Raw genomic sequence first — 23,641 nt, forward strand, 5'->3', positions numbered from 1 at the left:
GACACCTGTGAGCGAGGTCACACACGCGCCGCGTCATACGCGACCGGATGCCACGTCTCTCGGGCACGTCGCACAGGAGGAGGACGGCAGATGGTTGTCACGGCGTCGCAGCATCGGCTCCGCCGCGGCCGCCGCCGACTCACCGGTGCGGCCAGTCCGCCGGGTCGGGAGGTGGGGTGGGGTCGGGCCCGCCCCGCCTCCGCCGGCGGGCGATGAGACCTCGGCGCCGGACCGACCGGCTGCACGGGTCGGGCCGGCTCGGCCCGCACCGCCCCGACGCGACGCGCTGCCAGCTGACGCGCGCGCACACCGCGCGTGCCGTCGGGCAGCCAGGGGCCGCCGTGCACCGGCGGCCCGATCTCGAGCTCGAGGAGGTCCTCGGTGCGGTCAACGGCCACGTCGCTCCTGTCCTGGGCCCGGGAGGTCGCCGGGCTGCTGGCCGGGCTCGCCGACGGCGAGCGTGCGGGAGGTGTCCTTCGAGGAGGCGAGCTGCCACGGCACCGACGCCACGACGACACCGGGCGTGAACAGCAGCCGGCTCTTCAGCCGCAGCGCCGACTGGTTGTGCAGCAGCTGCTCCCACCAGTGGCCCACGACGTACTCCGGGATGTAGACCACCACGACGTCGCGCGGCGAGTCCCGCCGGATCGAGCGGACGAACTCCAGCACCGGGCGGGTGACCTCCCGGAACGGGGAGTCCAGCACCGTCAGCGGGAGCGGGACCTCCATCTCCTCCCACTCCCGGCGCACGCGCGCCGCGTCGTCGGGGTCGACGGCGACCGTCACCGCCTGCAGCGTCGAGGGCCGGGTCGCGCGTGCGTAGGCGAGCGCGCGCAGCGTCGGCCGGTGCACCTTGGACACCAGCACGACCGCGTGCACGCGCGACGGCAGCGCCCGGGCGGCGGCGACGTCGTCGACCGCGAGCTCGGTCGCGACCTCGTCGTAGTGGCGGCGGATCCCGCGCATGACCGCGAACAGCAGCGCCATCAGCGCGATCGTGATCCAGGCGCCCTGGAGGGTCTTGGTGGCCAGCACGGTCACGAGCACGACCGCGCTCAGCGCGAACCCGAACGCGTTGATCGCGCGCGAGCGCTGGTACCGGCTGCGGTCGCGGCTGCGAGCCGCCGAGCCCAGCCGCTCCGACCAGTGCCGCACCATGCCCAGCTGCCCGAGCGTGAAGGAGACGAACACGCCCACGATGTAGAGCTGGATGAGCCGCGTCACCTGGGCGTCGAACAGCCACACCAGCAGGCCCGCGGCGACCGCGACGGTGATGATGCCGTTCGACAGCGCCAGCCGGTCGCCGCGGGTGTGCAGCTGGCGGGGCAGGTAGCCGTCGCGCGCGAGGATGCTGCCGAGCGCCGGGAAGCCGTTGAACCCGCTGTTCGCGGCGAGCAGCAGGATGAGCGCGGTGGCACCGGTGACGACGTAGAACATCACCGGGAAGCCGGCGAAGACCGTCGCGGCCACCTGGCCGATGACCGGGTCCTGCGCGTACCCCTCGGGCACCGGCCCGCCGTCCAGGCGCAGCTGCGTGGCGGGGTCGTCGACGAAGCGGACGCCGGTGGCACGCGCGAGCGCGAGCACCGTGAGCATCATGAACGCCGAGATGGCGCCGAGCAGCAGCAACGTCGTGGCCGCGTTGCGCGAGCGCGGCGCACGGAACGCGGGGACCCCGGTCGCGATCGCCTCGACACCGGTGAGCGCGACCGCCCCGGAGGTGAACGCGCGCAGCACGAGGAAGGCGCCGGCGATGCCGACGAGCCCCTGCTCGTAGCCCGGCTCCGCCGTCATCTCGAAGGAGGCCGACGCCGCCTGCCCCAGCCGGCCGGTGAGCCACTGCACCCCGCCGACGACCGCCGTCGCCCCCATGCCGGCCATGAACACGTACACGGCGACGACGAAGGCGCGCCCCGACTCGCGCACACCACGCAGGTTCAGCAGCATGAGCAGCACGACGAACCCGACGGCGACGCTCGCCTCGTGCCCCCGCGCCCCCGGCAGCACGGTCGCCAGGTACTGCGACGCCGACGACACCGAGACCGCGACCGTGAGGACGTAGTCGACGAGCAGCGCGCTCGCGACCGTGACGCCGGCCCGCGCACCGAGGTTGGCCGTCGCGACCGCGTAGTCGCCCCCGCCGTCCGGGTATGCGCGCACCGTCTGCCGGTAGGAGGCGACGACCGTGAGCAGCACGACGACGACGGCGAGCCCCACCCACGGCGACAGCGCGTAGCTCGCGAGCCCCGCGATCGAGAGCATGAGCAGGATCTCGTCGGGCGCGTAGGCGACCGAGGAGAGCGCGTCCGAGGCGAACACCGGCAGCGCGCGGCGCTTCGGCAGCAGCGGCCGCTCGACGCTGTCGCTGCGCACCGGCCGCCCGACCAGCACGCGCTTGACGGCATCGACGAGTCCCGGCACGACAGCCGATGCTACGCCGCCCGTGGGCCCGACCGGAGGTGTAGGTTCGGCAGTCGTGCACTTCGTGATCATGGGTGCGGGGCGTGTCGGCGTCACGCTCGCCGAGACGCTGGAGGAGCACGGCCACTCGGTGGGCATCATCGACCAGAACCCCGAGGCGTTCCGGCGGCTGTCCCCGGACTTCGAGGGCCGCCGCGTCACCGGGCTGGGCTTCGACCGCGACGCGCTCGTCCAGGCCGGCATCGAGGACGCCCGCGCCTTCGCCGCGGTCTCCTCGGGCGACAACTCCAACGTCATCGCCGCGCGGGTCGCGCGCGAGACGTTCGGCGTCCGCAACGTCGTCGCGCGCATCTACGACACCCGCCGCGCGGAGATCTACCAGCGGCTCGGCATCACGACGGTCGCGACCGTGCGGTGGACCGCCGACCAGGTGCTGCGGCGGATGATCCCGCGCGGCGCGGAGTCGGAGTACACCGACGCCTCCGGGCGCGTGCACCTGTGCGAGATGGACACCCACCCGGACTGGGTGGGCCGCTCGGTGCGCGACCTGCAGCGGGCGACGCTCGCACGGGTCGCGTTCCTCACCCGCTTCGGCGAGGGCCACGTCCCCACGCCGGACGAGCTGCTGCAGGAGGGTGACGTCGTGCACGTGCTCGTGACGACCGAGCGGATCAACGACGTGCAGCGCGTGCTCGCCGTGCCGCCGCGGACGGACGAGCCGTGAGGGTCGTCATCGCCGGCGCCGGCAGCGTGGGGCGCTCGATCGCGCGCGAGCTGCTCAACCACGGCCACGACGTCACGCTCATCGACAAGGAGCCCGGCGCGATGCGGGTGTCCTCGGTCGCGGAGGCGGAGTGGCTGCTGGCGGACGCGTGCGAGATCTCGACGCTGGACGACGCCCGCCTCGACACGTGCGACGTCGTCGTCGCCGCGACCGGCGACGACAAGGCGAACCTCGTCGTGTCGTTCCTGGCGAAGACCGAGTACGCGGTCCCCCGCACGGTCGCGCGCGTCAACAACCCCAAGAACGAGTGGATGTTCGACGACGCCTGGGGCGTCGACGTGCCGGTGTCGACGCCGCGCATCATGACGTCGCTCGTCGAGGAGGCGGTCAGCGTCGGCGACCTGGTGCGGATCTTCACGTTCCACCAGTCCGGCGCGAGCATGTACGAGATCACGCTCGCCGCGGACGCCCCGGTGGTCGGGATGCAGGTCTCGGCGGTCGAGTGGCCCGCGCATGCCGTGCTCGCGGCGATCATCCGCGGCGACCGGCCGATCCCGCCGTCGCCCGACGACACGCTCGAGAGCGGCGACGAGCTGCTGCTGATCAGCTCGTCGGACGATCCGGCCGACCTCGCCGGTCTGCAGGAGCTCCTCGGGGGTTCACCAGCACCCACGTCACCCACAGGACCAGAGCCCACAGCGGAAGCCCCATGACGAGCCGTGCGGCTCCCAGCCAGCCGGCCTCCGCGTTGAGGTAGAGCGGCACCTGCACCGCGAGCCGCGCGACGAACGCGCCCACCCACAGCCACGAGGCCAGGGCGTAGCGGGAGCGCTGCTCGGGGTCCTGCCGCCAGTCGTGCGAGCGTCCGAGCAGGGTGGCGACGACGACGCCGACGATCGGCCACCCGAGGAGGATCGAGGTCGTGACGCCGACCGCGAACGCCGCGTTCGTCAGCAGCCCCCACGCGAAGAAGTTCTCCGCGGCGCCGCTGCGCCAGGCCCAGACGGCGCCGATCCCGATGCCGAGCAGGCCACCGACCGCCTGCGTCACCGGCGTGCGCTGCACGAGCCGCGCGGCGGTGGCGACGACCGCGACCGCGACCGCGGCCACGACCGCGGGCATGATCTGCCGGGTCGCGACGAACACGACGACGAACACCAGACCGGGCGCGACCGACTCGACCATCCCGCGCCAGCCGCCGATGGCCTCCAGGCCGTCGAACTCGCCCGACGCGAGCTGCCGCACGCCACGGGCGGGGGCGTCGGCCGTCTCGACCGCGTCGGGCCCGGTGGGCTGGGTGGGCTGGGTGGGCTGGGTGGGCTCATCGGGCCCGGTGGGCTCGGCGGCCTCGGTGGGCTCGGCGGGACGGGCCGGCTGGTCGGGCAGCCGCTCGGGCGTGCCGGCGCCGGTCACGAGGGCCCTGCGCCGGGCAGCAGCCGGTACGCCGGGTTGTACAGCACCGGGCGCGGGCCGTCGCCGGCGGCGACGCGCCCGGTGACGACGAGCCGACGCCCTGGCTCGATGCCGGCGATCTCGCGGCGACCGAGCCACACGAGGTCGACCGACCCCGACCCGTCGTAGAGCTCGGCGACCAGCTCCGGGCGCGCACCGCGCGGCACGTAGGTGACCGATCGCAGCACGCCGGAGAGCGTCCGGCGCTCGCGCGGGCGGCACCCGGCCGCCAGGTCGGTGCCGTGCAGGGTCGCCTCGACGATCTCCTCGCCGGCCTCGAGCTCGGCGGTCGAGGCGAGGTACCGGTGCAGCCGGTCGCGCAGCGCGACCACTAGCGGACCTCGGTGATCTCGGGCCCCCGGGGCGACGCGAGGTCGATCGTCGGACGCGCGGCGCCCGTGGGCACCTCCTGGCCGGGCTTGCCCGGCAGGTGCAGCCCGAGGAGGTCGCGCGGCGCCCGGGCCTCGTGCCCACGCACGACGACGACATCGGCGAGCACCGCCTCCAGCTCCGCCGCGACGGCGGGGTCGCTGGCCTGCTCGCCGCTCAGCACGCCGCGCAGGAACCAGCGGGGCCCGTCCACGCCGATGAAGCGCGCCGCTCGGGTGGCCGTGCGGCCGTCGGGGGTGCGGGCCGGCAGCCGGGCGAGCAGCTCCGTCCCGAACGGCCCCTCCTGCTCCTCGACGCTGCCGGCCTGCTTCGTGATCGACGCCGAGAGCTCCGCGCGCAGCTCGTCCCACAGCCCCGCGCTGCGCGGGGCCGCGAACGCCTGCAGCTGCAGCGTCGTGCGGCCGAGCACGACGTTGACGGCGACGATGCGTCGGCTCTTGCGCTCCAGCTCCATCGTGATCTGCATGCCGCGACGCACCGGCACCCGCAGCGAGCCGAGGTCGACGCGCTGGCCGAGGTCGGGGACCTCCTCGACGTCCCAGGGACCGGTGCCCTCGGGCTCCTCGAGGCTCTCCTCGGTCTCGAGGGTCTCGACGGCGTCCTCGGCCGGGCGGTCGGTCCGGGCCTTGCGGCGGAACCAGCTCATGCGCGCACCTCCGCGACGGCGAAGCCCCCGGTCGACCCGAAGCCCGCCTCGCCCCGGTCGCTGCCGGGCAGCCGGGTCACCTCGACGAGGTCGGCGCGCGCGACGCGCTGCACGACCAGCTGGGCGACGCGGTCGCCACGACGGATCGTGAACGGCTCGTCGGGGTCGGTGTTGAGCAGGATCACCTGGATCTCGCCGCGGTAGCCGGCGTCGACCGTGCCCGGGGCGTTGAGCACCGTGATGCCGTGCTTGCGGGCGAGGCCCGAGCGCGGGTGGACGAGACCGACGAAGCCGTCCGGCAGCGCGATCGCGACCCCGGTGGGCACGGTCGCGCGCCGCAGCGGCGGCAGCGTCACGTCCTCGCGCGCGAGGAGGTCGAGCCCTGCGTCGCCCGGGTGCGCGTAGCCGGGGACCGGGAGGTCGGGGTCCAGCCGGTGCACGAGCACCTCGACTGCTTCGGGTTCCATGGCGTCGATCACTCCTGCGATCCTAGGCCGCGTCGTCGGTGCCCGTGGATCCTGGCAGTCTTGACCTCGTGAGCACCTACCTCGAGCGCCTGCGTCCGTCGGCGCCCTTCTGGCTGCTGGCGCCGGTCGCCGCGGTCGTCGCGACGGTGAGCACGGTGCCGTTCGGCGCCGCCGTCGCGGTCGCCGCCGGCGTGGTCGTGGGGCTGGCGGTCGTGGCGCTGCTGCTGGCGCGGGTGCCGGAGCTGCGTGTCGACACCGCGGGCCTGCGTGCCGGGCCCGCCTTCCTGGAGGCGGAGCACCTCGGCGAGATCGAGGCGCTCGACGCCATCGCGACCCAGCGGGCCCTGGGGCCGCAGCTGCGTGCCGACGCGTACGTCGTGCACCGTCCGTGGGTGCGGACCGCCGTGCGCGTGGGCGTGGCCGACGAGGCCGACCCCACGCCGTACTGGCTGGTGTCGTCCCGCCGCCCCGAAGAGCTGGCACGCGCGCTGCTGGCGTGCCGCGAGGCGGCGGGTCGCGAGGGTGGTCAGGCGGCGCACTCCGAGCAGACCGGCTGACCCTTGTCCTCGTAGGCCAGCTGGCTGCGGTGGTGCACCAGGAAGCAGCGGGAGCAGGTGAACTCGTCGGCCTGACGGGGCAGCACCCGGACGCTCAGCTCCTCGCCCGAGAGGTCGGCACCGGGGAGCTCGAACCCCTCGGCGGCCTCGGCCTCGTCCTCGTCGACCGCACCCGAGTTCTTCTCGGCACGGCGCGCCTTGAGCTCCTCCAGCGAGTCCTCGCTGAGCTCCTCGTCGGTCTTGCGCGGTGCGTCGTAGTCGGTCGCCATAACGTTCTCTTACGTCCTTCGTCGTCGTCTTCAGGTCGTGGTTCGGCACCCGTCGGGAGGAGCCGTACGCGGGTACAACGCACCGCGAGCCGGATTGTTCCCGCACGCGGGCGAAGGGATTGTGCACCATCGGGCGGCACTTTGCACACCCGGCCCGGCACATCCGTGACCTGGCCCACCGATCCCCGCCACACCGGGCCCAATCGGCGGATACCGACCCCCGCCGTGGCACGCTCGTCCCAGCGGTATGTCCTGGGAGGTGTCATGGCCGAGCTCGAGCTCGTGGGGATCCACGCCGACGGTGAGCACATCGTGCTGGTGGACGAGGAGGGGCAGCGGCACCGGCTGCTGATCGACGACGCGCTCCGCGCCGCCGTCCGCCGCGACCGACCCCAGCTCGAGCAGATCCGCTCCGAGGGTCTGCGACCGCGCGAGATCCAGGCGCTCGTGCGCGCCGGTGCCTCCGCCGAGGAGATCGCCGCCGAGGCCGGTGTGCCGGTCGAGCAGGTCCGCCGCTACGAGGGGCCCGCGCTGGCGGAGCGTGCGCACGTCGCGCAGCGCGCGCAGGCGCTCTCGATCGGCCGCGACGCCGGTTCCCCCACGCTCGGCGACCTCGTCGTCGACCGTCTCGCCTCCCGCGGCGTCGACACGATCACGTGGGACGCCCGCCGACGCGGCTCCGAGCCCTGGGAGGTCGTGGCGCGGTTCGTCGCGGGCGACCGGGAGCGCGAGGCCACCTGGCAGGTCGACCTCGGGGCCGGCACCCTCACCGCGATCGACGACGAGAGCCGCTGGCTGTCCGAGACCGACCTCGGCACCGGTGCGCCGCGACGCCACCTCACCGCGGTCCGGGGCGCGCGCCTGTACGACGTCGAGACCGACGCCGACGTCGCACCCGCGCTGGCCGCGGTCGACGCGGTCATCCGCGACCCCCGTCCGCGCGAGCTGCGGGTCGCCTCCGCCGACGAGCCCGGCTCCGCATGGAGCAGCCCGAGCGGCCCGAGCGCCGCGAGCTCCCCGAGCGCGCCGTCGGCGGCGGACCCGGCGGGACCGGAGGACGAGCCGGAGGCCCACGACACCGAGTCCCTGCTGGAGGAGCTGAGCGCCGCGCGCGGCGTCCGGCAGCGTGTCGAGGTCGACGACGAGGCGCTCGCGGAGGAGGTCGAGGCCCACACGCCCGCGCTGTGGGAGGACAAGCCCACGGGCGCCCACCCCGCGCCGTCGCACCCGGAGGAGGCGACCGACGCGACCGTCATCCCGGCTCGCCGCGGCCGTCGTTCCGCCCGCAACCGCCGCACGAGCGTCCCCAGCTGGGACGAGATCGTCTTCGGCGCCCGCAGCGACCAGTAGGTCGCGCGGGGCGGGCCCTCCGCCCCGCCGCTGCTCAGACCGGTCGGTGCCAGACCAGGTCGCGCCCGTGCGGGTGGGCATCGCCCAGCACCGCGTCGTCGAGGGTCAGCAGGAACCTGCCGGGCAGGTCCGGCGGCGCCGGGACGCCCAGGTCCGCGCTGACCTGGCTACCCTCGAGCCCGACCCGGTGCACCCCGAGGTCGCGGCACAGCACCGCGAACGTTGCTCGCTGCTCGGGCGAGAGGTAGGCCGCGGTCGCGCTGTGCACTACGACCGGCGTCGCGTCCGGCGCGGCCTCGCGCAGGCGGGCCACCGCGCCCGCGACGTCGTCCGGGGCCAGCCCCGTGAGCACGGTCGGCGGGTCGGCCGCCGCCGCCCGCAGCGCGGCGTCGAGGCGGCCGGCGCGGTCGGTGTGCTCCGGCCAGACCAGGCACCGCAGCCACTGCGCGGTGCCGGCGTCGGTGGGGTCCAGCGGGTGCGCGTCGAGCCCCAGCCGCGCGGCGAGAACGGGCACGCGGTCCGGCAGCGGCACGTCGGTGACCGCGCAGTCGAGCACGACGTCGCCGGCGCCGACCGTCACCTCCGCCGCGCCCGTGTCCGCCCGGTAGCGGTACCGATAGGCGTCGTAGCGCAGGCACAGCCCCGCCGAGGCACCGACCTCCAGCAGCGCCAACGGCTCCGGCAGCGTCGCGAGCGCCGGCAGCAGCACGGCGCACCGGGCGGGCTCGTTCGTCTGCGTCGCGTGCGAGAGGACGATCGCCCGCACGTCCTCGGCACGGTCGGTCGCCAGCCGGAGGGCGGCGTCCGGGTCGCTGACGTCGGCATCCAGCAGCCGCAGCGCGCCCAGCAGCAGGTTCGGCTGCCGCTTGCCGCGCGGCAGCCCCGCGAGCAGCGCGAGCACGCCCGGGTGCTCGGCGACGGCGAGGCAGAGACGCTCGTACGTCGGCGAGGAGCCGCGCGCCTCGATCGCGGCGAACCGGCGGTACAGACCGGCGACGTCCTCGGCGTCGACCTCCATCGTTGCCTCCCTCAGATCGGTGGCCAGGGGATCGCGGGCATCTCGCCCTCCGGCCCCGGGAACCGCTGCTCGGCGAGCAGCCGGTCGCAGCGCCGCACGCACGCGTCGACCTCGTCGTCGGCGAGCAGCGTGCGCAGCCGCTCCCCCAGCGCGCCGTCGAGCGCCTCGCGCACGCGCGCGACGCCCGCGACCTCGTCGTCGGTGAGCGGCTCACCCACCCAGCCCCACAGGATCGTGCGCAGGTGCGGCTCGGTGTGGAACGTCAGTCCGTGGTCGACTCCGCGCCGGTGCCCGTCGGCGCTCTCGAGCACGTGCCCACCCTTGCGGTCGGCGTTGTTGGTGACGACGTCGAGCAGCGCCAGCCGCCGCATCGCCGGGCTGTCCTCGTGGAGCAGCGCGACCGGGGCGCCCTGCTCGTCGACGCCGTCGAGCACGTGGCACCAGCCGCTCGCCGGGATCGCGTCGGCGGGCACGAGCGCGACCGCCGAGCCCGCCGCGTCGTCGGGCTCCTGCCAGCGCTGCAGCATGCCGGGACCGAACGGCCCCTCCCCCAGCCACGTCGGCGGCACCAGGTCCCAGCCGAGCGTCTCGGACACCGCGTAGGCGGCGACCTCGCGCGCCGCGAGCGTGCCGTCGGGGAAGTCCCACAGCGGGCGCTCGCCCGCGACCGGCTTGTAGACGACCGCGACGCCGTCGATCGTCGCGAGGAACGTCGCGTTGGACGCGGTCGTGATCCGGCCGACCAGCTCGGGCTCGCCCCGCAGCTCCCCCGCGCTCACGCGAGGTCGTCGGGGACCGCGCAGGTGTGACCGTCGGGGTCCATCGGCTCCTCGCAGATCGGGCAGATCGGGCGCCCCTGCGCGACGACGGACCGGGTGCGCGCCGCGAACGCGCGCGCCGCGCCGACCGGGAGCCGGACGACGAGCACCTCCTCCGGCTCGGCGTCGACGACCTCGCCGTCCTCGTCGAGCGGCAGCGGCAGCGCCTCGATGACCACCTGCGAGGTCGTGGCGTCCCAGCCCAGGCGCATCTCGCCGACCCGGAACCGCTCCTCGACCGGCTCGGCGAGCGGGTCGTCGTCCTCCAGCCCCTCCGGCGCCGACTCCGGGATGCCGAACGGGTTGCCGTCCTCGGCCATCAGGCGGTCGAGGACCGCGTCGACACCGTCGGCCAGCGCGGCGGACTGCTGCTTCTCGAGAGCGACGCTGAGCAGCCGCTTGCCCTCCTGCGCCTGCAGGTAGAACGTGCGCGAACCGGGTTCGCCCAGCGTCCCCGTGACGAAGCGGTCGGGCCAGTCGAAGCCGTGCACCGTGGGAGCCATCGGCACCATGCTAGTCACCGCTGTCGCGGTCGGTGACGGCCGGTCACGCCGTCGAGGCGTCGGCCTCCCGGCCCGTCGCGCCGCCGACGGTGGCGTCCGACGGCGCGCGACGCAGCCACCCGAGATCGCCGGCCAGCGTGTTGACGCCGAGCACGAGCGGGCGCTCGCCACCGCGCACCACCACCGAGACCGACGCCGGGTGGACGTCGAGCCGCTGGAAGTCGTCGAGCGCCATCCCGAGGGCGTCGGCGAGCAGCGCCTTGACGACGTCGCCGTGGCTGACCGCGAGCCAGACCGCGTCGGGGCCGTGCCGGCGGGCGACCTCGGCGTCGTGACGGCGCACCGCCTCGACCGCGCGCGCCGCCATGGCCACCATCGACTCGCCGCCGGGGAACGTCACCTCGGACGGCCGCTGCTGCACCGTGCGCCACAGCGGCTCCTGCGCGAGCTCGGCGAGCGGGCGCCCCTGCCAGGCGCCGTAGTCGCACTCGGTGAGCGCGTCGTCGACGACGAGACCGGGGCGGGGCTCGGGCTGGCGGGCCAGCACGTGCTCCGCCGTCTGCACGCACCGCGTCAGCGGGCTGGTGACGACCGCCGCCAGCGGGAGCGACGCCAGGCGCGAGGAGGCGTCGTCGGCCTGCGCGCGACCGGTCTCGTCGAGCTCGACGCCGTCCGCGCGGCCGGCGAGCACGCCCGCGGTGTTCGCGGTGCTGCGGCCGTGCCGCAGCAGCAGGAGGGTCGGCACGTCAGAGCCCGACCGCGGCCATCAGCCGACCCAGCTCGGTGCCCTCGACCACCCGCGTGCGGCCCGGCCGGAGGTGGCCGAGCCGCACCGGTCCGACCGCGGTCCGCACCAGCCGCGTGACCGGGTGCCCGACCTCGGCGAGCAGCCGGCGCACGATGTGGTTGCGACCCTCGTGGATCGTCAGCTCGACGATCGAGGACCGCGGCATCGCCTCGACGATGGTGAACCTGTCGACGCGGACCGGGCCGTCCTCGAGCTCGACGCCGTCGGCGAGGGTGCGGCCGAGGCCGCGGGCGACGCGTCCCTCGACGGTCGCGACGTAGGTCTTCGGCACCTCGTAGGAGGGGTGCATCAGCCGGTGGGCGAGCTCGCCGTCGTTGGTGAGGAGCAGCAGCCCCTCGGTCTCGGCGTCGAGCCGGCCGACGTGGTAGAGCCGCTCGGTGCGGTCGGCCACGAACGCCGACAGGTCCGGCCGCCCCTGCGGGTCCGACATCGTCGAGTGCACGCCCGCCGGCTTGTGCAGCGCGAGCGTGACGACCGCGTCGTCCAGCTGCACCCGCAGGCCGTCGACGTGGATGACGGCGGAGCGCGGGTCGACCCGTACGCCCAGCTCGCGGACCTGCTCGCCGTCGACCGTCACGCGGCCCGCCGCGATGATCTGCTCGCAGGCGCGCCGCGACCCGTAGCCCGCCTGGGCGAGGACCTTCTGCAGCCGCACCCCGGCGGGGTCGTGGGCGCTCACAGGCCCTCCCCGATGCTCGTCCCGCGGTCCACGCGCTCGATCACGTCCTCCAGCTCGTCCATGTCCGGCAGGTACGGCGCGAGCGGCGGCAGCTCGTCGAGCGACCGCAGCCCGAGCCGCTCCAGGAAGTACGACGTCGTCCGGTACAGGATCGCACCGCCGTCGGGGTCCTGCCCGGCCTCCTCGACCAGACCGCGCGACAGCAGGGTCCGCACGACCGAGTCGACGTTGACGCCGCGGATCGCCGCGATGCGGCCGCGCGAGATCGGCTGCCGGTAGGCGATGACCGCCAGCGTCTCCAGCGAGGCCTGGGTGAGCCGCGCCGTCTGGCCGTCGAGCACGAACGCGTCGACCACCGGCGCGAACACCGGGTTGGAGTAGTAGCGCCAGCCGCCACCCTGCTCGCGCAGCACGAAGCCGCGGTGGCTGCGCTCGTAGTCGGCCGCGAGCCCGGCGAGCGCGTCGGCGACCTCCGCCTCCGGGCGTGCGAGCACGGTGGCGAGCTGCGTCGTCGGGATCGGGGTGTCGGCGACCATGAGGATCGCCTCGAGCGCGGCCGGCAGCCCGCCCGGCTCGTCGAGCACGCGCGCCGCGGCCGCGAGGTCGGTCTCGCGCTCGGGCGCCTGGCGGTCGTCGACGGGCCGCGTGTCGGCCGGCTCGGGCGCCGAGGCGCCGTCGGCCGGCGGCTCGTCGAGCGTCTCGGGCGCCGGGGCGCCGTCGATCGGCGGCTCGTCCGCCGTCCCGGGCACCGGGGCGCCGGCCACCGGTGGCGCGTCGGCCGTCCCGGGCGCCGGGGCGCCGTCGAGCGCGGCGTCGCTCCCGCTCGGCTGCGGCTGCGGGTCCTCGGTCACTGTGGCTCCTCCTGCTGCGGCGCCTCGTCGGCGTCGTCGTACTCGTCGGCGACCTCGACGTCGCCCGTCGTGCTGCCGGTCCACCGGATGGTCAGCTCGCCCAGCGCGCGTGCCTGGTCGAAGGCGACGACGCCCTCGCGGTAGAGCTCCAGCAGCGCGAGGAACCGCGCGACGACGACGTTGAGCGAGCCGGCGTCGGAGGTCAGCGCGCGGAACGTCGCGGCGTGGCCGCGGCGCAACCGGTCGACGAGCACGGCCGCCTGGTCGCGCACGCTCACGACCGGCGCGTGCAGGTGCGAGATGTCGACGCCCTCGGGCTCGGGCTTGCGGTTCAGAGCCCCGGCGGCCAGCCGGGCGAGGTCCTCGGGCCCGATCGTCATGACCAGCTCGGGCAGCAGCGCCGCGAACCGGGGCTCGAGCGACACCGAGCGCGGGTGCGCGCGCCCGTGCCGCTCCCACTCGGCACCCAGGTGCGCGGCGACCTCCTTGAACGCGCGGTACTGCAGCAGCCGCGCGAAGAGCAGGTCGCGGGCCTCGAGGAGCTCGAGGTCCTCGAGCTCCTCGGACCGCTCGCCGGGCAGCAGCCGCGCGGCCTTGAGGTCGAGCAGCGTCGCGGCGATGACGAGGAACTCGCTGGCCTGCGACAGGTCCCAGTCCTGCTGGCCGCGGATGTAGGCGATGAACTCGTCGGTGACGACCGCCAGCGCCACCTCGGTGACGTCGAGCTGGTGCTTGGCGATCAGCGAGAGCAGCAGGTCGAAGGGGCCGGAGAAGTTCTCCAGGGTGACCTCGAACCGGCCGCTGCTCGCTGGTCGCGCCTCGGCGGCGTCAGGCGGCTGCACCGCGGGCGACGAGCTCGCGTGCGAGCTTCTTGTAGGCGTAGGCACCGGCGTGGTTCGGGGCGTAGGTGAGGATCGACTCGGTGGCGACCGAGGCGTCGGGGAACTTCACGGTGCGCCCGATGACGGTCGAGAACACCGTGGCGCCGAACGCCTCGCGCACGCGCGCCAGCACCTCGCGCGAGTGCAGCGTGCGGCTGTCGTACATCGTCGCGAGGATGCCGTCGGTCTGCAGCCGCGGGTTGAGGCGGTCGCGGACCTTGTCGATGGTCTCGATGAGCAGCGCGACGCCGCGCAGCGCGAAGAACTCGGTCTCCAGCGGGATGATGACGCCGTGCGCGGCGGTCAGCGCGTTGACCGTGAGCAGGCCGAGCGAGGGCTGGCAGTCGATGAGGATGACGTCGTAGTCGTCGGCGACGGTGCGCAGCACCCGGGCGAGCACCTGCTCGCGAGCCACCTCGTTGACGAGCTGCACCTCGGCTGCGGAGAGGTCGATGTTCGCCGGCGCGAGGTCGAGCCCGGGCACGGTGGTCTCGACGATGATCTCGCGGATGTCGGGCCGCGCCCGCATCAGCTCGGTGTAGATCGTGGCGTCCAGCTCGTGGGCGTTCACGCCGAGCCCCGCGGACGCGGCGCCCTGCGGGTCGAAGTCGACCAGCAGCACCTTGCGCCCGTACTGCGCGAGCGCCGCACCGAGGTTGATCGTCGTCGTCGTCTTGCCGACCCCGCCCTTCTGGTTGCACATCGCGATGATGCGCGCAGGGCCGTGCGACGACAGCGGTGGCGGCTCCGGGAAGTCGCGTGCGACGTCCGGGTCCTCGTCGTCGGTGCTCATCGCGCCCAACCTAGTTGGTCGGCGCCGTCCCGCCCAAGCACAACACGGTCGTCGTGGCCTCGGTCACGCTCCCAGCCCCCACCCTCGCCCGCCCCGGCAGCCCACCGCCCGTCTGCCACCCCTCCCCGCCCCGCCCTCCACCCCTCGCCGAGCTCGCACCGTGCAGCCGAACTCGCACCGTGCACGGTGCGAGCTCGGTGGCGGGGTGCGAGCTCGGCGTGTGCGAGGACCGGGGTGCGTGCAGCCGGGTGCGGTGTCGCTCAGCCGAGGGCGCGGGGGTGGCTGGCGGCGTAGACCTCGCGAAGGGTGTCGGGCGTGACGAGCGTGTAGATCTGGGTGGTCGTCACCGAGGCGTGGCCGAGCAGCTCCTGCACCACGCGGACGTCGGCGCCGCCCGCGAGCAGGTGGGTCGCGTAGGAGTGCCGCAGCGTGTGCGGCGAGATGTGGGCGGTCACGCCCGCGCGCTCGGCTGCGGCCTGCAGCACCGCCCACGCGCTCTGCCGCGACAACGGGTTGCCGCGCTGGTTGAGGAACAGGGTCGGGGTGCCGCGGCCCTGGCCGGCGAGCACCGGCCGGCCGCGCACGAGGTACGCCTCCAGCGCCTCGACGGCGTACCCACCGATCGGCACGACGCGCTCCTTGCGTCCCTTGCCGAACAGGCGGACCGACGGCGCGCCCCGGTCGAGGTCGACGTCGTCGACCGCGAGCCCGACCGCCTCGCTGATGCGGGCGCCGGTCCCGTAGAGGACCTCGACGAGGGCACGGTCGCGCAGCCCGAGCACGCCCTCGGCAGCCGACGCCCCCTCCAGCAGCCGCTCGACGTCCTCGAGCGCGATCGCCTTGGGCAGTCGCTTGACGCCGCCGGGAGGCCGCACCCCGGCTGCCGGGTCGGTCGGGCACCTGCCCTCGCGCACCTCGAAGCGGTGCCAGCCCCGCACCGCGACCACGGCGCGGTTGGTCGACGACGCCGAGAGCGCCGAGCCGCCGTCGGAGCCGGTGCGCAGCGCCTCGACGTAGTCGGTGACGTCGCGCTCGACGACCTGGTCGAGCGCGGTGATGCCGCGCGAGGAGAGGAAGCCGACGTAGCGCTCGAGGTCGCGCCGGTAGGCGGCGAGGGTGTGCTCGGACAGGCCGCGCTCGACACCCAGGTGGGCGAGGTACTCCGACAGCGCGTCCTGCGGGCTCACCTGCGCGATCCCGACCTCAGAACGGCAGCAGCGGGTCGATCGCCAGCGCGACGAACACGATCGTCAGGTAGGTGATCGACCCGTGGAAGACCGACATCGCCTCGATCTTGCGCACCCCGGACGCCGCGCGCCGCTGCAGTCGGATGCTCACCACCATGAACCACGCACCGGCCGCGACGGCGACCGCGGCGTAGAACCAGCCGAGACCGCCGACCGGGACCAGGGCGAGCGAGCACGCGACCATCGCCGCCGCGTAGAGCACGATCTGCCGCGCGACCGTGGTGTTGTCGGCGACGACCGGCAGCATCGGGACGCCCGCGGCCGCGTAGTCGTCCTTGAACTTCATCGACAGCGGCCAGTAGTGCGGCGGCGTCCAGAAGAAGATCATGCCGAACAGCAGCACCGGCGTCCAGTCGAGCCCGCCGGTGACGGCGGCCCACCCGATGAGCACCGGCATGCAGCCCGCGGCGCCGCCCCACACGATGTTCTGCGACGTGTGCCGCTTGAGCAGCATCGTGTACCCGACCGAGTACATGACGTTCGCCGCCAGCGCGAGCCACGCGGCGACCCAGTTGACCAGCAGCCCCAGCCAGAGCACCGAGGCGACGGCGAGCACCGACGCGAACACGACGGCCTGCACGGGCGTGACATCACCGGTGACGAGCGGTCGCTTGCGGGTGCGCTTCATGACCGCGTCGATGTCGCGGTCCCACCACATGTTGTAGGCGTTGGCGCTGCCTGCGGCGAGGGCGCCGCCGACGACGGTCGCGAGGACCAGCCACAGCCCCGGCCAGCCGTCGGCCGCCACCATCATCGTCGGGACGGTCGTGATGAGCAGCAGCTCGATGATGCGCGGCTTGGTGAGGGCGACGAAGGCGCCGACCTTGCGGCGCCAGCCGATCGGCGCGCCGGCCGGACGGTTCCCGGGGGCTCGGACCGGTGCCGTCGGCCCGGTATGCGCCTCGGTCTGTGCCACGGCTCCCACTTCGCTCGTCGACCCGGCTGCAGCGCACCGGGGTCTCGCGCGGACTCGCGGGGGCACCGGGGCGGCCGGAGGATGCTTGCAGTCTAGGCGGTACCCCCGCCGTCGGGCGACGTGCACGCGCGTGGGCGCGCTCACGCCCGTGAGACGACTGGGCCACGACGGCCGCGGGACGACTAACCTCGAGCCAGTGCCGGCCGTCGTGCCGGCGGGCCCGAGGCCGGTGTGGGCCGGCGCGAGCGAACGAGAGCCCGACAGGGCGGGAAGAGGCACCGTGACCGAATTCGGACGTCATGCACAGGCCGCAGTCGCGACGGAGGTCGGCTGGACCGACCTCGACCTCAAGGCGGTGGACACCGCGCGCGTGCTGGCCGCCGACGCCGTCGAGAAGGTGGGCAACGGCCACCCGGGCACCGCGATCAGCCTGGCGCCGCTGGCCTACCTGCTCTACCAGAACGAGATGCGGGTCGACCCCTCCGACACCCGCTGGCTGGGCCGCGACCGGTTCGTCCTCTCGGCCGGTCACGCGTGCCTGCTGCAGTACGTCCAGCTCTACCTCGGCGGGTTCGGTCTCGAGCTCTCCGACATCCAGGCGCTGCGCACGTGGGGCTCGCTGACCCCCGGCCACCCGGAGTTCCACCACACCGACGGCGTCGAGGCCACGACGGGTCCGCTGGGCCAGGGCGTCGCGATGGCCGTCGGCATGGCGATGGCGCAGCGGCGCGTCCGCGGTCTCCTCGACCCCGACGCCGCGCCCGGCACCTCGCCGTTCGACCACCACGTCTACGCGATCGTCGGCGAGGGCTGCCTGCAGGAGGGCGTCTCGTCGGAGACGGCGTCGCTCGCCGGCACCCAGCAGCTCGGCAACCTCGTGGTCATCTGGGACGACAACCGGATCACGATCGAGGGCCACACGAGCATCGCGTTCACCGAGGACGTCGTCGCGCGCTACGAGGCCTACGGCTGGCACACCCAGACGGTCGACTGGATCGGCGAGGACGGCTACCAGGAGAACGTCGACGCGCTGCACGCGGCGCTGCAGGCCGCCCGCGAGGTCACCGACCGGCCGAGCTTCATCCGGCTGCGCACGATCATCGCGTGGCCCTCCCCCACGCTGCAGGACAGCCACAACGCCCACGGCAACAAGCTGGGCGAGGACGAGGTCCGCGGCCTCAAGGAGGCGCTCGGCTTCGACCCCGACAAGACGTTCGACGTCGACCCGGCCGTGCTGGCGCGCAGCCGCGAGCTCGTCGAGCGCGGCCGCAAGGCGCACGAGGCGTGGGACGCCGAGCTCGCCGCGTGGGCCGAGCGCGAGCCGGAGCGCGCCGCGCTGCTGCGCCGGCTGCAGGCCGGCGAGCTGCCCGACGGCTGGGCCGACGCGATCCCGACCTTCGAGGCCGGCAAGGACCTGGCGACGCGTGCGGCGTCGGGCAACGTGCTGACGGCGCTCGCGCCGGCGCTGCCCGAGCTGTGGGGCGGCTCGGCCGACCTCGCCGGCTCGAACAACACCACGATGAAGGGCGAGCCGTCCTTCCTGCCGGCCGAGCACTCCAGCGAGGAGTTCTCCGGCAACGTCTACGGCCGCACGCTGCACTTCGGCATCCGCGAGTTCGGCATGGGCTCGATCCTCAACGGCATCGCGCTCTCGGGCCTGACCCGGCCCTACGGCGGCACGTTCTTCACGTTCAGCGACTACATGCGGCCCGCGGTCCGGCTCGCCGCCCTCATGGGCGTCTCGCCGATCTTCGTGTGGACGCACGACTCGATCGGTCTCGGGGAGGACGGTCCCACCCACCAGCCCGTCGAGCACCTCGCGGCCTGCCGGGCGATCCCGGGGCTCGCGGTGGTGCGGCCCGCCGACGCCAACGAGACCGCCGCCGCCTGGCGCGCGGCGCTCGAGCGCACCGACGGCCCGATCGGGCTGGTGCTGACCCGGCAGGCGGTGCCGACCTTCCCGCGCGGCACCGACGGGTTCGCACCGGCCGACGGGCTGGCGCGCGGCGCGTACGTGCTGCTGGAGTCCTCCACGCCGACCCCGGACGTCATCCTCATCGCGACCGGTTCGGAGGTGCAGTACGCGGTCGCGGCACGTGAGCAGCTCGAGGCCGAGGGCATCGGCACCCGCGTCGTCTCGGCGCCGTGCCTGGAGTGGTTCGACGAGCAGGACGACGACTACCGCGAGTCGGTGCTGCCGGCCGCGGTCTGCGCCCGCGTGAGCGTCGAGGCCGGGATCGCGATGCCGTGGTTCCGCTACCTCGGCGACGCCGGTCGGGCGATCTCGCTCGAGCACTACGGCGCCTCCGCGGACGCCAAGACGCTGTTCCGGGAGTTCGGGTTCACGCCCGAGGCGGTCGTCGCCGCCGCGCGCGAGTCGCTCGCCGCCGCAGGCGCCGCCACCCCCGGCCACGGCCCGACCGAGAGCGACTCCGGGACCGGGGACCAGCAGGCCTGAGAGGAGACGACCGATGACCGAGAGCACCACGGCGGGCGACGCGCTCGCCCGGATCAGCGCTGCGGGCGTGTCGGTCTGGCTGGACGACCTGTCCCGTGACGCGCTGCAGGACGGCACGCTCGCCGACCTCGTCGCGACCAGGCACGTCGTCGGTGTCACGACCAACCCGACGATCTTCGCGACCGCGGTCGCCGACGGGCACGCCTACGACGAGCAGCTCCGTGCGCTCGGCGCCGCAGGTACCTCGGTCGAGGACGCCGTCACGACGATCACGACCGACGACGTGCGGGCCGCGTGCGACCTGTTCAGCGCCGTCTACGAGGCGACCGGCGGTCGCGACGGCCGGGTGTCGATCGAGGTCGACCCGCGGCTGGCGCACGACACCGAGGCCACCGTCGCGGCGGCCAGCGCGCTGTGGCGGACCGTCGACCGGCCCAACGTGATGATCAAGATCCCCGCGACGGTCGAGGGGCTGCCCGCGATCACGGCGGCGATCAGCGCGGGGATCAGCGTCAACGTCACGCTGATCTTCAGCCTCGACAGGTACCGCGCGGTCGCGCAGGCCTACGTCGACGGTCTGGAGCAGGCCGAGGCCGCCGGCATCGACCTGTCCTCGATCCGCTCGGTGGCCTCGTTGTTCCTCTCCCGGATCGACACCCAGGTGGACGCCGCGCTCGACGAGATCGGCACCCCCGAGGCGGCCGATCTGCGCGGCGCGGCGGCGGTCGCCAACGCGCGTCTCGCCTACGAGATCTACGAGGAGATCTTCAGCACGCCGCGCTTCGCGGCGCTGACCGGGGCGCACCCGCAGCGCCCGCTGTGGGCGTCGACCGGCACCAAGGACCCGTCGTACCCGGACACGAAGTACGTCGACGAGCTGGTCACCTCCGACGTCGTCAGCACGATGCCGCGCGCCACCCTCGAGGCCGTCGCCGACCACGGCGCCGCGACCGGCGAGGACGTGGTGCGGGGCACCTACGACGCCGCCCGGGAGACGCTCGACGCGATCGCCCGGCTCGGGGTGCCGTTCGAGTCGATCCTCACCGACCTCGAGAGCGCGGGCGTCGCGTCGTTCGAGAAGAGCTGGGCGCAGCTCCTCGACACCGTCGCCACCGGGCTCGGCACCGCCGACCAGCAGGTGGAGGGCTGATGCCGGCACGGATCGCCCCCGGGGTCAACCCGCTGCGGCTGCCGTCGGACCGCCGGCTGCCCCGCATCGCCGGGCCGTGCGGCCTGGTGATCTTCGGCGTCACCGGCGACCTGGCGCGACGCAAGCTGATGCCCGCGGTGTACGACCTGTCGAACCGCGGCCTGCTGCCGCCCGGCTTCGCGCTGGTCGGGTTCGCTCGCCGCGACTGGGAGGACCAGGACTTCCGCTCGATCGTCCACAAGGCGATCAAGGAGAACGCGCGGACGCCGTACGACGAGCGGGTCTGGGAGCAGCTGTCCCAGGGCGTGCGCTTCGTCTCGGGCGAGTTCGGTGACGACAAGGCGTTCAAGCGGCTGGCCCGCACGGTCGAGCGCCTCGACGCCGAGCGCGGCACGGGCGGCAACCACGCCTTCTACCTGTCGGTGCCGCCGAGCCAGTTCCCGGTCGTGTGCGAGCAGCTCGCCGAGGTCGGGCTCTCGACGCCGAAGGAGGGCAGCTGGCGCCGCGTCGTCATCGAGAAGCCCTTCGGCGACGACCTCGCCTCCGCGCAGGAGCTCGACCGGGTCGTCTCCGAGGTGTTCCCGCCCGACGCCGTCTTCCGGATCGACCACTACCTCGGCAAGGAGACGGTCCAGAACCTGCTGGCGCTGCGGTTCGCGAACCAGATGTTCGAGCCGATCTGGAACGCCAACTACGTCGACCACGTGCAGATCACGATGGCCGAGGACATCGGCATCGGGTCGCGCGCGGGCTACTACGACGGCATCGGCGCGGCGCGCGACGTCATCCAGAACCACCTGCTGCAGCTGCTCGCGCTCACCGCGATGGAGGAGCCTGCCTCGTTCGAGGCCGACGAGCTGCGGGCCGAGAAGGAGAAGGTGCTGTCCTCGGTGCGGCTGCCGCGCGACCTCGGCCGCCACACCGCGCGCGGTCAGTACCTGGCCGGCTGGCAGGGCGGGCAGCAGGTCGTGGGATTCCTCGAGGAGGAGGGCATGGACCCCGACTCCCGCACCGAGTCCTACGCCGCGATCCGCCTCGACATCGACAACCGCCGCTGGGCCGGGGTGCCGTTCTACCTGCGCACCGGCAAGCGGCTCGGGCGCCGCGTCACCGAGATCGCTGTCGTGTTCAAGCGGGCGCCGCACCTGCCGTTCGACCAGCAGGCGACCCAGGAGCTCGGGCACAACGCGATCGTCATCCGGGTGCAGCCCGACGAGGGCGTCACGATCCGGTTCGGGTCGAAGGTGCCGGGCACCCAGATGGAGGTCCGCGACGTCACGATGGACTTCGGCTACGGGCACGCCTTCACCGAGTCCTCGCCCGAGGCCTACGAGCGCCTCATCCTCGACGTGCTGCTCGGCGACCCGCCGCTGTTCCCGCGCCAGCGCGAGGTCGAGCTGTCCTGGCAGATCCTCGACCCCGTGCTCGACTACTGGGAGTCGCACGGGCGGCCCGACACCTACCGGCCTGGCACGTGGGGCCCGGCCTCGGCCGACGAGATGCTCGCGCGCGACGGGCGGGTCTGGAGGCGACCGTGAAGATCAGGCTGGAGGACACCACGTCGTCGGCGATCGCCAACCGGCTCGTCGACCTGCGCGAGGAAGGTGGCGCCGTCGCGCTCGGCCGCGTGCTGACGCTCGTCATCGTCGCCGACGGCGCCGACGTCGAGACCGCGGTCGACGCCGCCAACGCGGCGAGCCGCGAGCACCCGTGCCGCGTCATCGTCGTCGCGCCAGGCGACGGCCGCCGCACCGCGGGGCTCGACGCCGAGATCCGCGTGGGCGCCGACGCCGGCGCGAGCGACGTCATCATCCTGGAGCCGCGCGGGCCCGGGCGCGACGAGGTCGACACGCTGGTGACGCCGTTGCTGCTGCCCGACGCCCCGATCGTCGTGTGGTGGCCGAAGCACCCGCCCGAGGTGATGTCGGCCGACCTGCTCGGCACGATGGCCCAGCGCCGGATCTCCGACGTCGGCGAGTGCTCGGACCCGATCGGGCTGCTGCACCGGATGGCCGAGACCTACGCGCCCGGCGACACCGACCTCAGCTGGGCGCGCACCACGCTGTGGCGCGGCGTCGTCGCGGCCGCGCTCGACGAGCCGCCCTACGAGCCGGTCAAGGAGGTGCGGGTCTACGGCAGCACGCAGCGGCCGTCGTCGTACCTGTTCTCCGGGTGGCTCGCGTACGCGCTGCGGCTGCCGGTGACGCTCGAGCACGTACCGAGCTCGACCGCGGTCGACGGCATCGACATCGTCCGCCGCAGCGGCACCATCTCGATGCGCCGCCCCGTGGGCAGCGCGGTCGTGACGATCACGCACCCCGACCAGCCCGAGCGTCGCGTCGCGATGGCGAAGCGGCCGCTGCAGGACTGCCTCATGGAGGACCTGCGCCGGCTCGACCCCGACGAGGTCTACCACGCGGTGCTGGTCAAGGGCCTGCCGAAGGTCACGGTGGCATCATGAGCGACCCCCGGCCCCACGACGAGCGCGCGGTCGTCGTGCACCCCGACGGCGACGCCGTCGCCCGTGCGACCGCCGCTCGGCTGCTGCTGGCGCTCCTGGACGCCCAGGCGCTCCGCCGCCCCGTGCACGTCGCGGTCACCGGTGGCACCGTCGGCACGAAGGTGCTGGCCGAGACCGCCCGCTCGGAGCTGCGCGACCTCGTCGACTGGACCGGCGTCCACGTCTGGTGGGGCGACGAGCGCTACGTGGCCCCCGACAGCGACGACCGCAACGAGAAGCAGGCGCGCGAGGCGCTCCTGGACGCCCTGCCGCTGCCGGCCGAGAACATCCACCCCTTCCCCGCCGACGACGGCACCAGGTCGCTCGAGGAGGCCGCCGCGGCGTTCGCCGACGAGCTTGCCGCGCACGCGCCCGACGGCGCCCGCTGGCCGGTCCTCGACGTCACCCTTCTCGGAGTCGGGCCGGACGGGCACGTCGCGTCGCTGTTCCCCGGCAAGGAGAGCCTCGGGGTGACCGACCGCGCGGTCGTCGCGGAGCCGGACTCCCCCAAGCCGCCGCCGGCCCGGCTGTCGCTCACGCTGCCGGTGCTCGACGACTCCCGCCAGGTGTGGTTCGTCGTCGCCGGCGCCGACAAGGCCGAGGCGGTGACGACGGCGCTCGCCGGCGGCGACCTGCCCGCCGCCCGGGTGCGTGGCCAGGACGTGACGCTCTGGCTGCTCGACGCCGCCGCAGCGGGCGCGGACGCGGGCTGACCACCGCGCGCCGGCGGACCGACGCACCGC

At 74.3% G+C, this 23,641-nt stretch carries 25 protein-coding genes; 9 read left to right on the forward strand and 16 right to left on the reverse strand.

Going from position 1 to position 23,641, the window contains the following annotated elements; all coding sequences use genetic code 11:
- Positions 1–387: 387 nt before the first annotated feature.
- Positions 388–2,421: an APC family permease gene (locus GPA02_RS00170; RefSeq protein WP_156197831.1), complete on the reverse strand. Its 2,034-nt coding sequence runs from the start codon at positions 2,419–2,421 to the stop codon at positions 388–390.
- Between the two features lie 70 nt (positions 2,422–2,491).
- Here GPA02_RS00170 and GPA02_RS00175 point away from each other — a divergent pair, with 70 nt between their 5' ends.
- Both GPA02_RS00175 and GPA02_RS00180 read left to right on the forward strand, forming a co-directional pair.
- The gene (locus tag GPA02_RS00175; protein WP_193567824.1) at positions 2,492–3,145 is read left to right on the forward strand and encodes a potassium channel family protein; all 654 of its coding nucleotides are present in this window, start codon (positions 2,492–2,494) and stop codon (positions 3,143–3,145) included.
- On the forward strand, positions 3,142–3,858 hold the full coding sequence (locus tag GPA02_RS00180) for a potassium channel family protein (RefSeq protein WP_156197833.1): 717 nt from the start codon (positions 3,142–3,144) through the stop codon (positions 3,856–3,858). The genes GPA02_RS00175 and GPA02_RS00180 overlap by 4 nt, the downstream gene beginning before the upstream one ends.
- Here the strand turns inward: GPA02_RS00180 and GPA02_RS18885 are convergent.
- From GPA02_RS18885 to dut, 4 genes are read right to left on the reverse strand one after another with little or no spacing between them, the layout of a single operon-like run.
- The gene (locus GPA02_RS18885; protein WP_240133792.1) at positions 3,749–4,558 is read right to left on the reverse strand and encodes a DUF3159 domain-containing protein; all 810 of its coding nucleotides are present in this window, start codon (positions 4,556–4,558) and stop codon (positions 3,749–3,751) included. The genes GPA02_RS00180 and GPA02_RS18885 overlap by 110 nt on opposite strands.
- Positions 4,555–4,929 carry an OB-fold nucleic acid binding domain-containing protein gene (locus GPA02_RS18890; protein ID WP_170296812.1) on the reverse strand — a complete coding sequence of 125 codons (375 nt, stop codon included), beginning with the start codon at positions 4,927–4,929 and terminating at the stop codon, positions 4,555–4,557. The genes GPA02_RS18885 and GPA02_RS18890 overlap by 4 nt, the downstream gene beginning before the upstream one ends.
- Entirely contained in the window at positions 4,929–5,633 is a 705-nt protein-coding gene (locus GPA02_RS00190) for a DUF3710 domain-containing protein (RefSeq protein WP_170296813.1), read from the reverse strand. Before GPA02_RS00190 ends, GPA02_RS18890 begins: the two co-directional genes overlap by 1 nt.
- Positions 5,630–6,100, reverse strand: coding sequence for a dUTP diphosphatase (gene dut, locus GPA02_RS00195; protein ID WP_156197835.1), 471 nt, complete (start codon positions 6,098–6,100; stop codon positions 5,630–5,632). Before dut ends, GPA02_RS00190 begins: the two co-directional genes overlap by 4 nt.
- A 68-nt stretch (positions 6,101–6,168) precedes the next feature.
- Between dut and GPA02_RS00200 the strand changes: the two genes are divergently transcribed.
- Positions 6,169–6,657, forward strand: coding sequence for a DUF3093 domain-containing protein (locus GPA02_RS00200; protein WP_162457657.1), 489 nt, complete (start codon positions 6,169–6,171; stop codon positions 6,655–6,657).
- Here the strand turns inward: GPA02_RS00200 and GPA02_RS00205 are convergent.
- Entirely contained in the window at positions 6,627–6,926 is a 300-nt protein-coding gene (locus tag GPA02_RS00205; RefSeq protein ID WP_156197837.1) for a DUF4193 domain-containing protein, read from the reverse strand. The two genes, GPA02_RS00200 and GPA02_RS00205, sit on opposite strands and share 31 nt — an antisense overlap.
- A gap of 264 nt (positions 6,927–7,190) precedes the next feature.
- Between GPA02_RS00205 and sepH the strand changes: the two genes are divergently transcribed.
- The gene (gene sepH / locus GPA02_RS00210; protein ID WP_156197838.1) at positions 7,191–8,276 is read left to right on the forward strand and encodes a septation protein SepH; all 1,086 of its coding nucleotides are present in this window, start codon (positions 7,191–7,193) and stop codon (positions 8,274–8,276) included.
- 34 nt (positions 8,277–8,310) lie between these two features.
- Here the strand turns inward: sepH and GPA02_RS00215 are convergent, their stop codons facing one another.
- The 10 genes from GPA02_RS00215 to GPA02_RS00260 form a co-directional block, all read right to left on the reverse strand.
- The gene (locus GPA02_RS00215) at positions 8,311–9,294 is read right to left on the reverse strand and encodes a DUF2332 family protein (RefSeq protein WP_156197839.1); all 984 of its coding nucleotides are present in this window, start codon (positions 9,292–9,294) and stop codon (positions 8,311–8,313) included.
- Positions 9,295–9,305: 11 nt separating this feature from the next.
- Positions 9,306–10,073 carry an SCO1664 family protein gene (locus GPA02_RS00220; protein ID WP_156197840.1) on the reverse strand — a complete coding sequence of 256 codons (768 nt, stop codon included), beginning with the start codon at positions 10,071–10,073 and terminating at the stop codon, positions 9,306–9,308.
- On the reverse strand, positions 10,070–10,615 hold the full coding sequence (locus GPA02_RS00225; protein ID WP_156197841.1) for a DUF3090 domain-containing protein: 546 nt from the start codon (positions 10,613–10,615) through the stop codon (positions 10,070–10,072). The genes GPA02_RS00220 and GPA02_RS00225 overlap by 4 nt, the downstream gene beginning before the upstream one ends.
- Positions 10,616–10,658: 43 nt before the next feature.
- Entirely contained in the window at positions 10,659–11,360 is a 702-nt protein-coding gene (locus GPA02_RS00230; RefSeq protein ID WP_193567821.1) for an MSMEG_4193 family putative phosphomutase, read from the reverse strand.
- A 1-nt stretch (position 11,361) separates the two neighbouring features.
- Positions 11,362–12,102, reverse strand: a complete 741-nt coding sequence (locus tag GPA02_RS00235) for a pseudouridine synthase (RefSeq protein WP_156197842.1) — start codon at positions 12,100–12,102, stop codon at positions 11,362–11,364.
- Positions 12,099–12,953: an SMC-Scp complex subunit ScpB gene (scpB, locus tag GPA02_RS00240; RefSeq protein WP_156197843.1), complete on the reverse strand. Its 855-nt coding sequence runs from the start codon at positions 12,951–12,953 to the stop codon at positions 12,099–12,101. The genes GPA02_RS00235 and scpB overlap by 4 nt, the downstream gene beginning before the upstream one ends.
- Positions 12,950–13,795 (reverse strand): segregation and condensation protein A, encoded by an 846-nt coding sequence (locus tag GPA02_RS00245; protein ID WP_204986448.1) that lies wholly within the window; start codon positions 13,793–13,795, stop codon positions 12,950–12,952. Before GPA02_RS00245 ends, scpB begins: the two co-directional genes overlap by 4 nt.
- Positions 13,782–14,627, reverse strand: a complete 846-nt coding sequence (locus tag GPA02_RS00250; RefSeq protein WP_156197845.1) for a ParA family protein — start codon at positions 14,625–14,627, stop codon at positions 13,782–13,784. Before GPA02_RS00250 ends, GPA02_RS00245 begins: the two co-directional genes overlap by 14 nt.
- Positions 14,628–14,887: 260 nt before the next feature.
- Positions 14,888–15,814 carry a site-specific tyrosine recombinase XerD gene (locus GPA02_RS00255; RefSeq protein ID WP_240133793.1) on the reverse strand — a complete coding sequence of 309 codons (927 nt, stop codon included), beginning with the start codon at positions 15,812–15,814 and terminating at the stop codon, positions 14,888–14,890.
- A gap of 16 nt (positions 15,815–15,830) precedes the next feature.
- The gene (locus tag GPA02_RS00260) at positions 15,831–16,790 is read right to left on the reverse strand and encodes a heme o synthase (protein ID WP_156197846.1); all 960 of its coding nucleotides are present in this window, start codon (positions 16,788–16,790) and stop codon (positions 15,831–15,833) included.
- Between the two features lie 280 nt (positions 16,791–17,070).
- Between GPA02_RS00260 and tkt the strand changes: the two genes are divergently transcribed.
- From tkt to pgl, 5 genes are read left to right on the forward strand one after another with little or no spacing between them, the layout of a single operon-like run.
- Positions 17,071–19,248, forward strand: coding sequence for a transketolase (gene tkt / locus GPA02_RS00265; RefSeq protein WP_170296814.1), 2,178 nt, complete (start codon positions 17,071–17,073; stop codon positions 19,246–19,248).
- Between the two features lie 13 nt (positions 19,249–19,261).
- On the forward strand, positions 19,262–20,398 hold the full coding sequence (gene tal / locus GPA02_RS00270) for a transaldolase (RefSeq protein WP_156197848.1): 1,137 nt from the start codon (positions 19,262–19,264) through the stop codon (positions 20,396–20,398).
- Entirely contained in the window at positions 20,398–21,936 is a 1,539-nt protein-coding gene (zwf, locus tag GPA02_RS00275) for a glucose-6-phosphate dehydrogenase (RefSeq protein WP_156197849.1), read from the forward strand. Before tal ends, zwf begins: the two co-directional genes overlap by 1 nt.
- Positions 21,933–22,859, forward strand: coding sequence for a glucose-6-phosphate dehydrogenase assembly protein OpcA (locus tag GPA02_RS00280; RefSeq protein ID WP_156197850.1), 927 nt, complete (start codon positions 21,933–21,935; stop codon positions 22,857–22,859). The genes zwf and GPA02_RS00280 overlap by 4 nt, the downstream gene beginning before the upstream one ends.
- Positions 22,856–23,611 carry a 6-phosphogluconolactonase gene (pgl, locus tag GPA02_RS00285; RefSeq protein WP_156197851.1) on the forward strand — a complete coding sequence of 252 codons (756 nt, stop codon included), beginning with the start codon at positions 22,856–22,858 and terminating at the stop codon, positions 23,609–23,611. The genes GPA02_RS00280 and pgl overlap by 4 nt, the downstream gene beginning before the upstream one ends.
- Positions 23,612–23,641: the final 30 nt, after the last annotated feature.

It is taken from the genome of Actinotalea caeni (assembly GCF_009733795.1).
Taxonomy (GTDB): domain Bacteria; phylum Actinomycetota; class Actinomycetes; order Actinomycetales; family Beutenbergiaceae; genus Pseudactinotalea; species Pseudactinotalea caeni.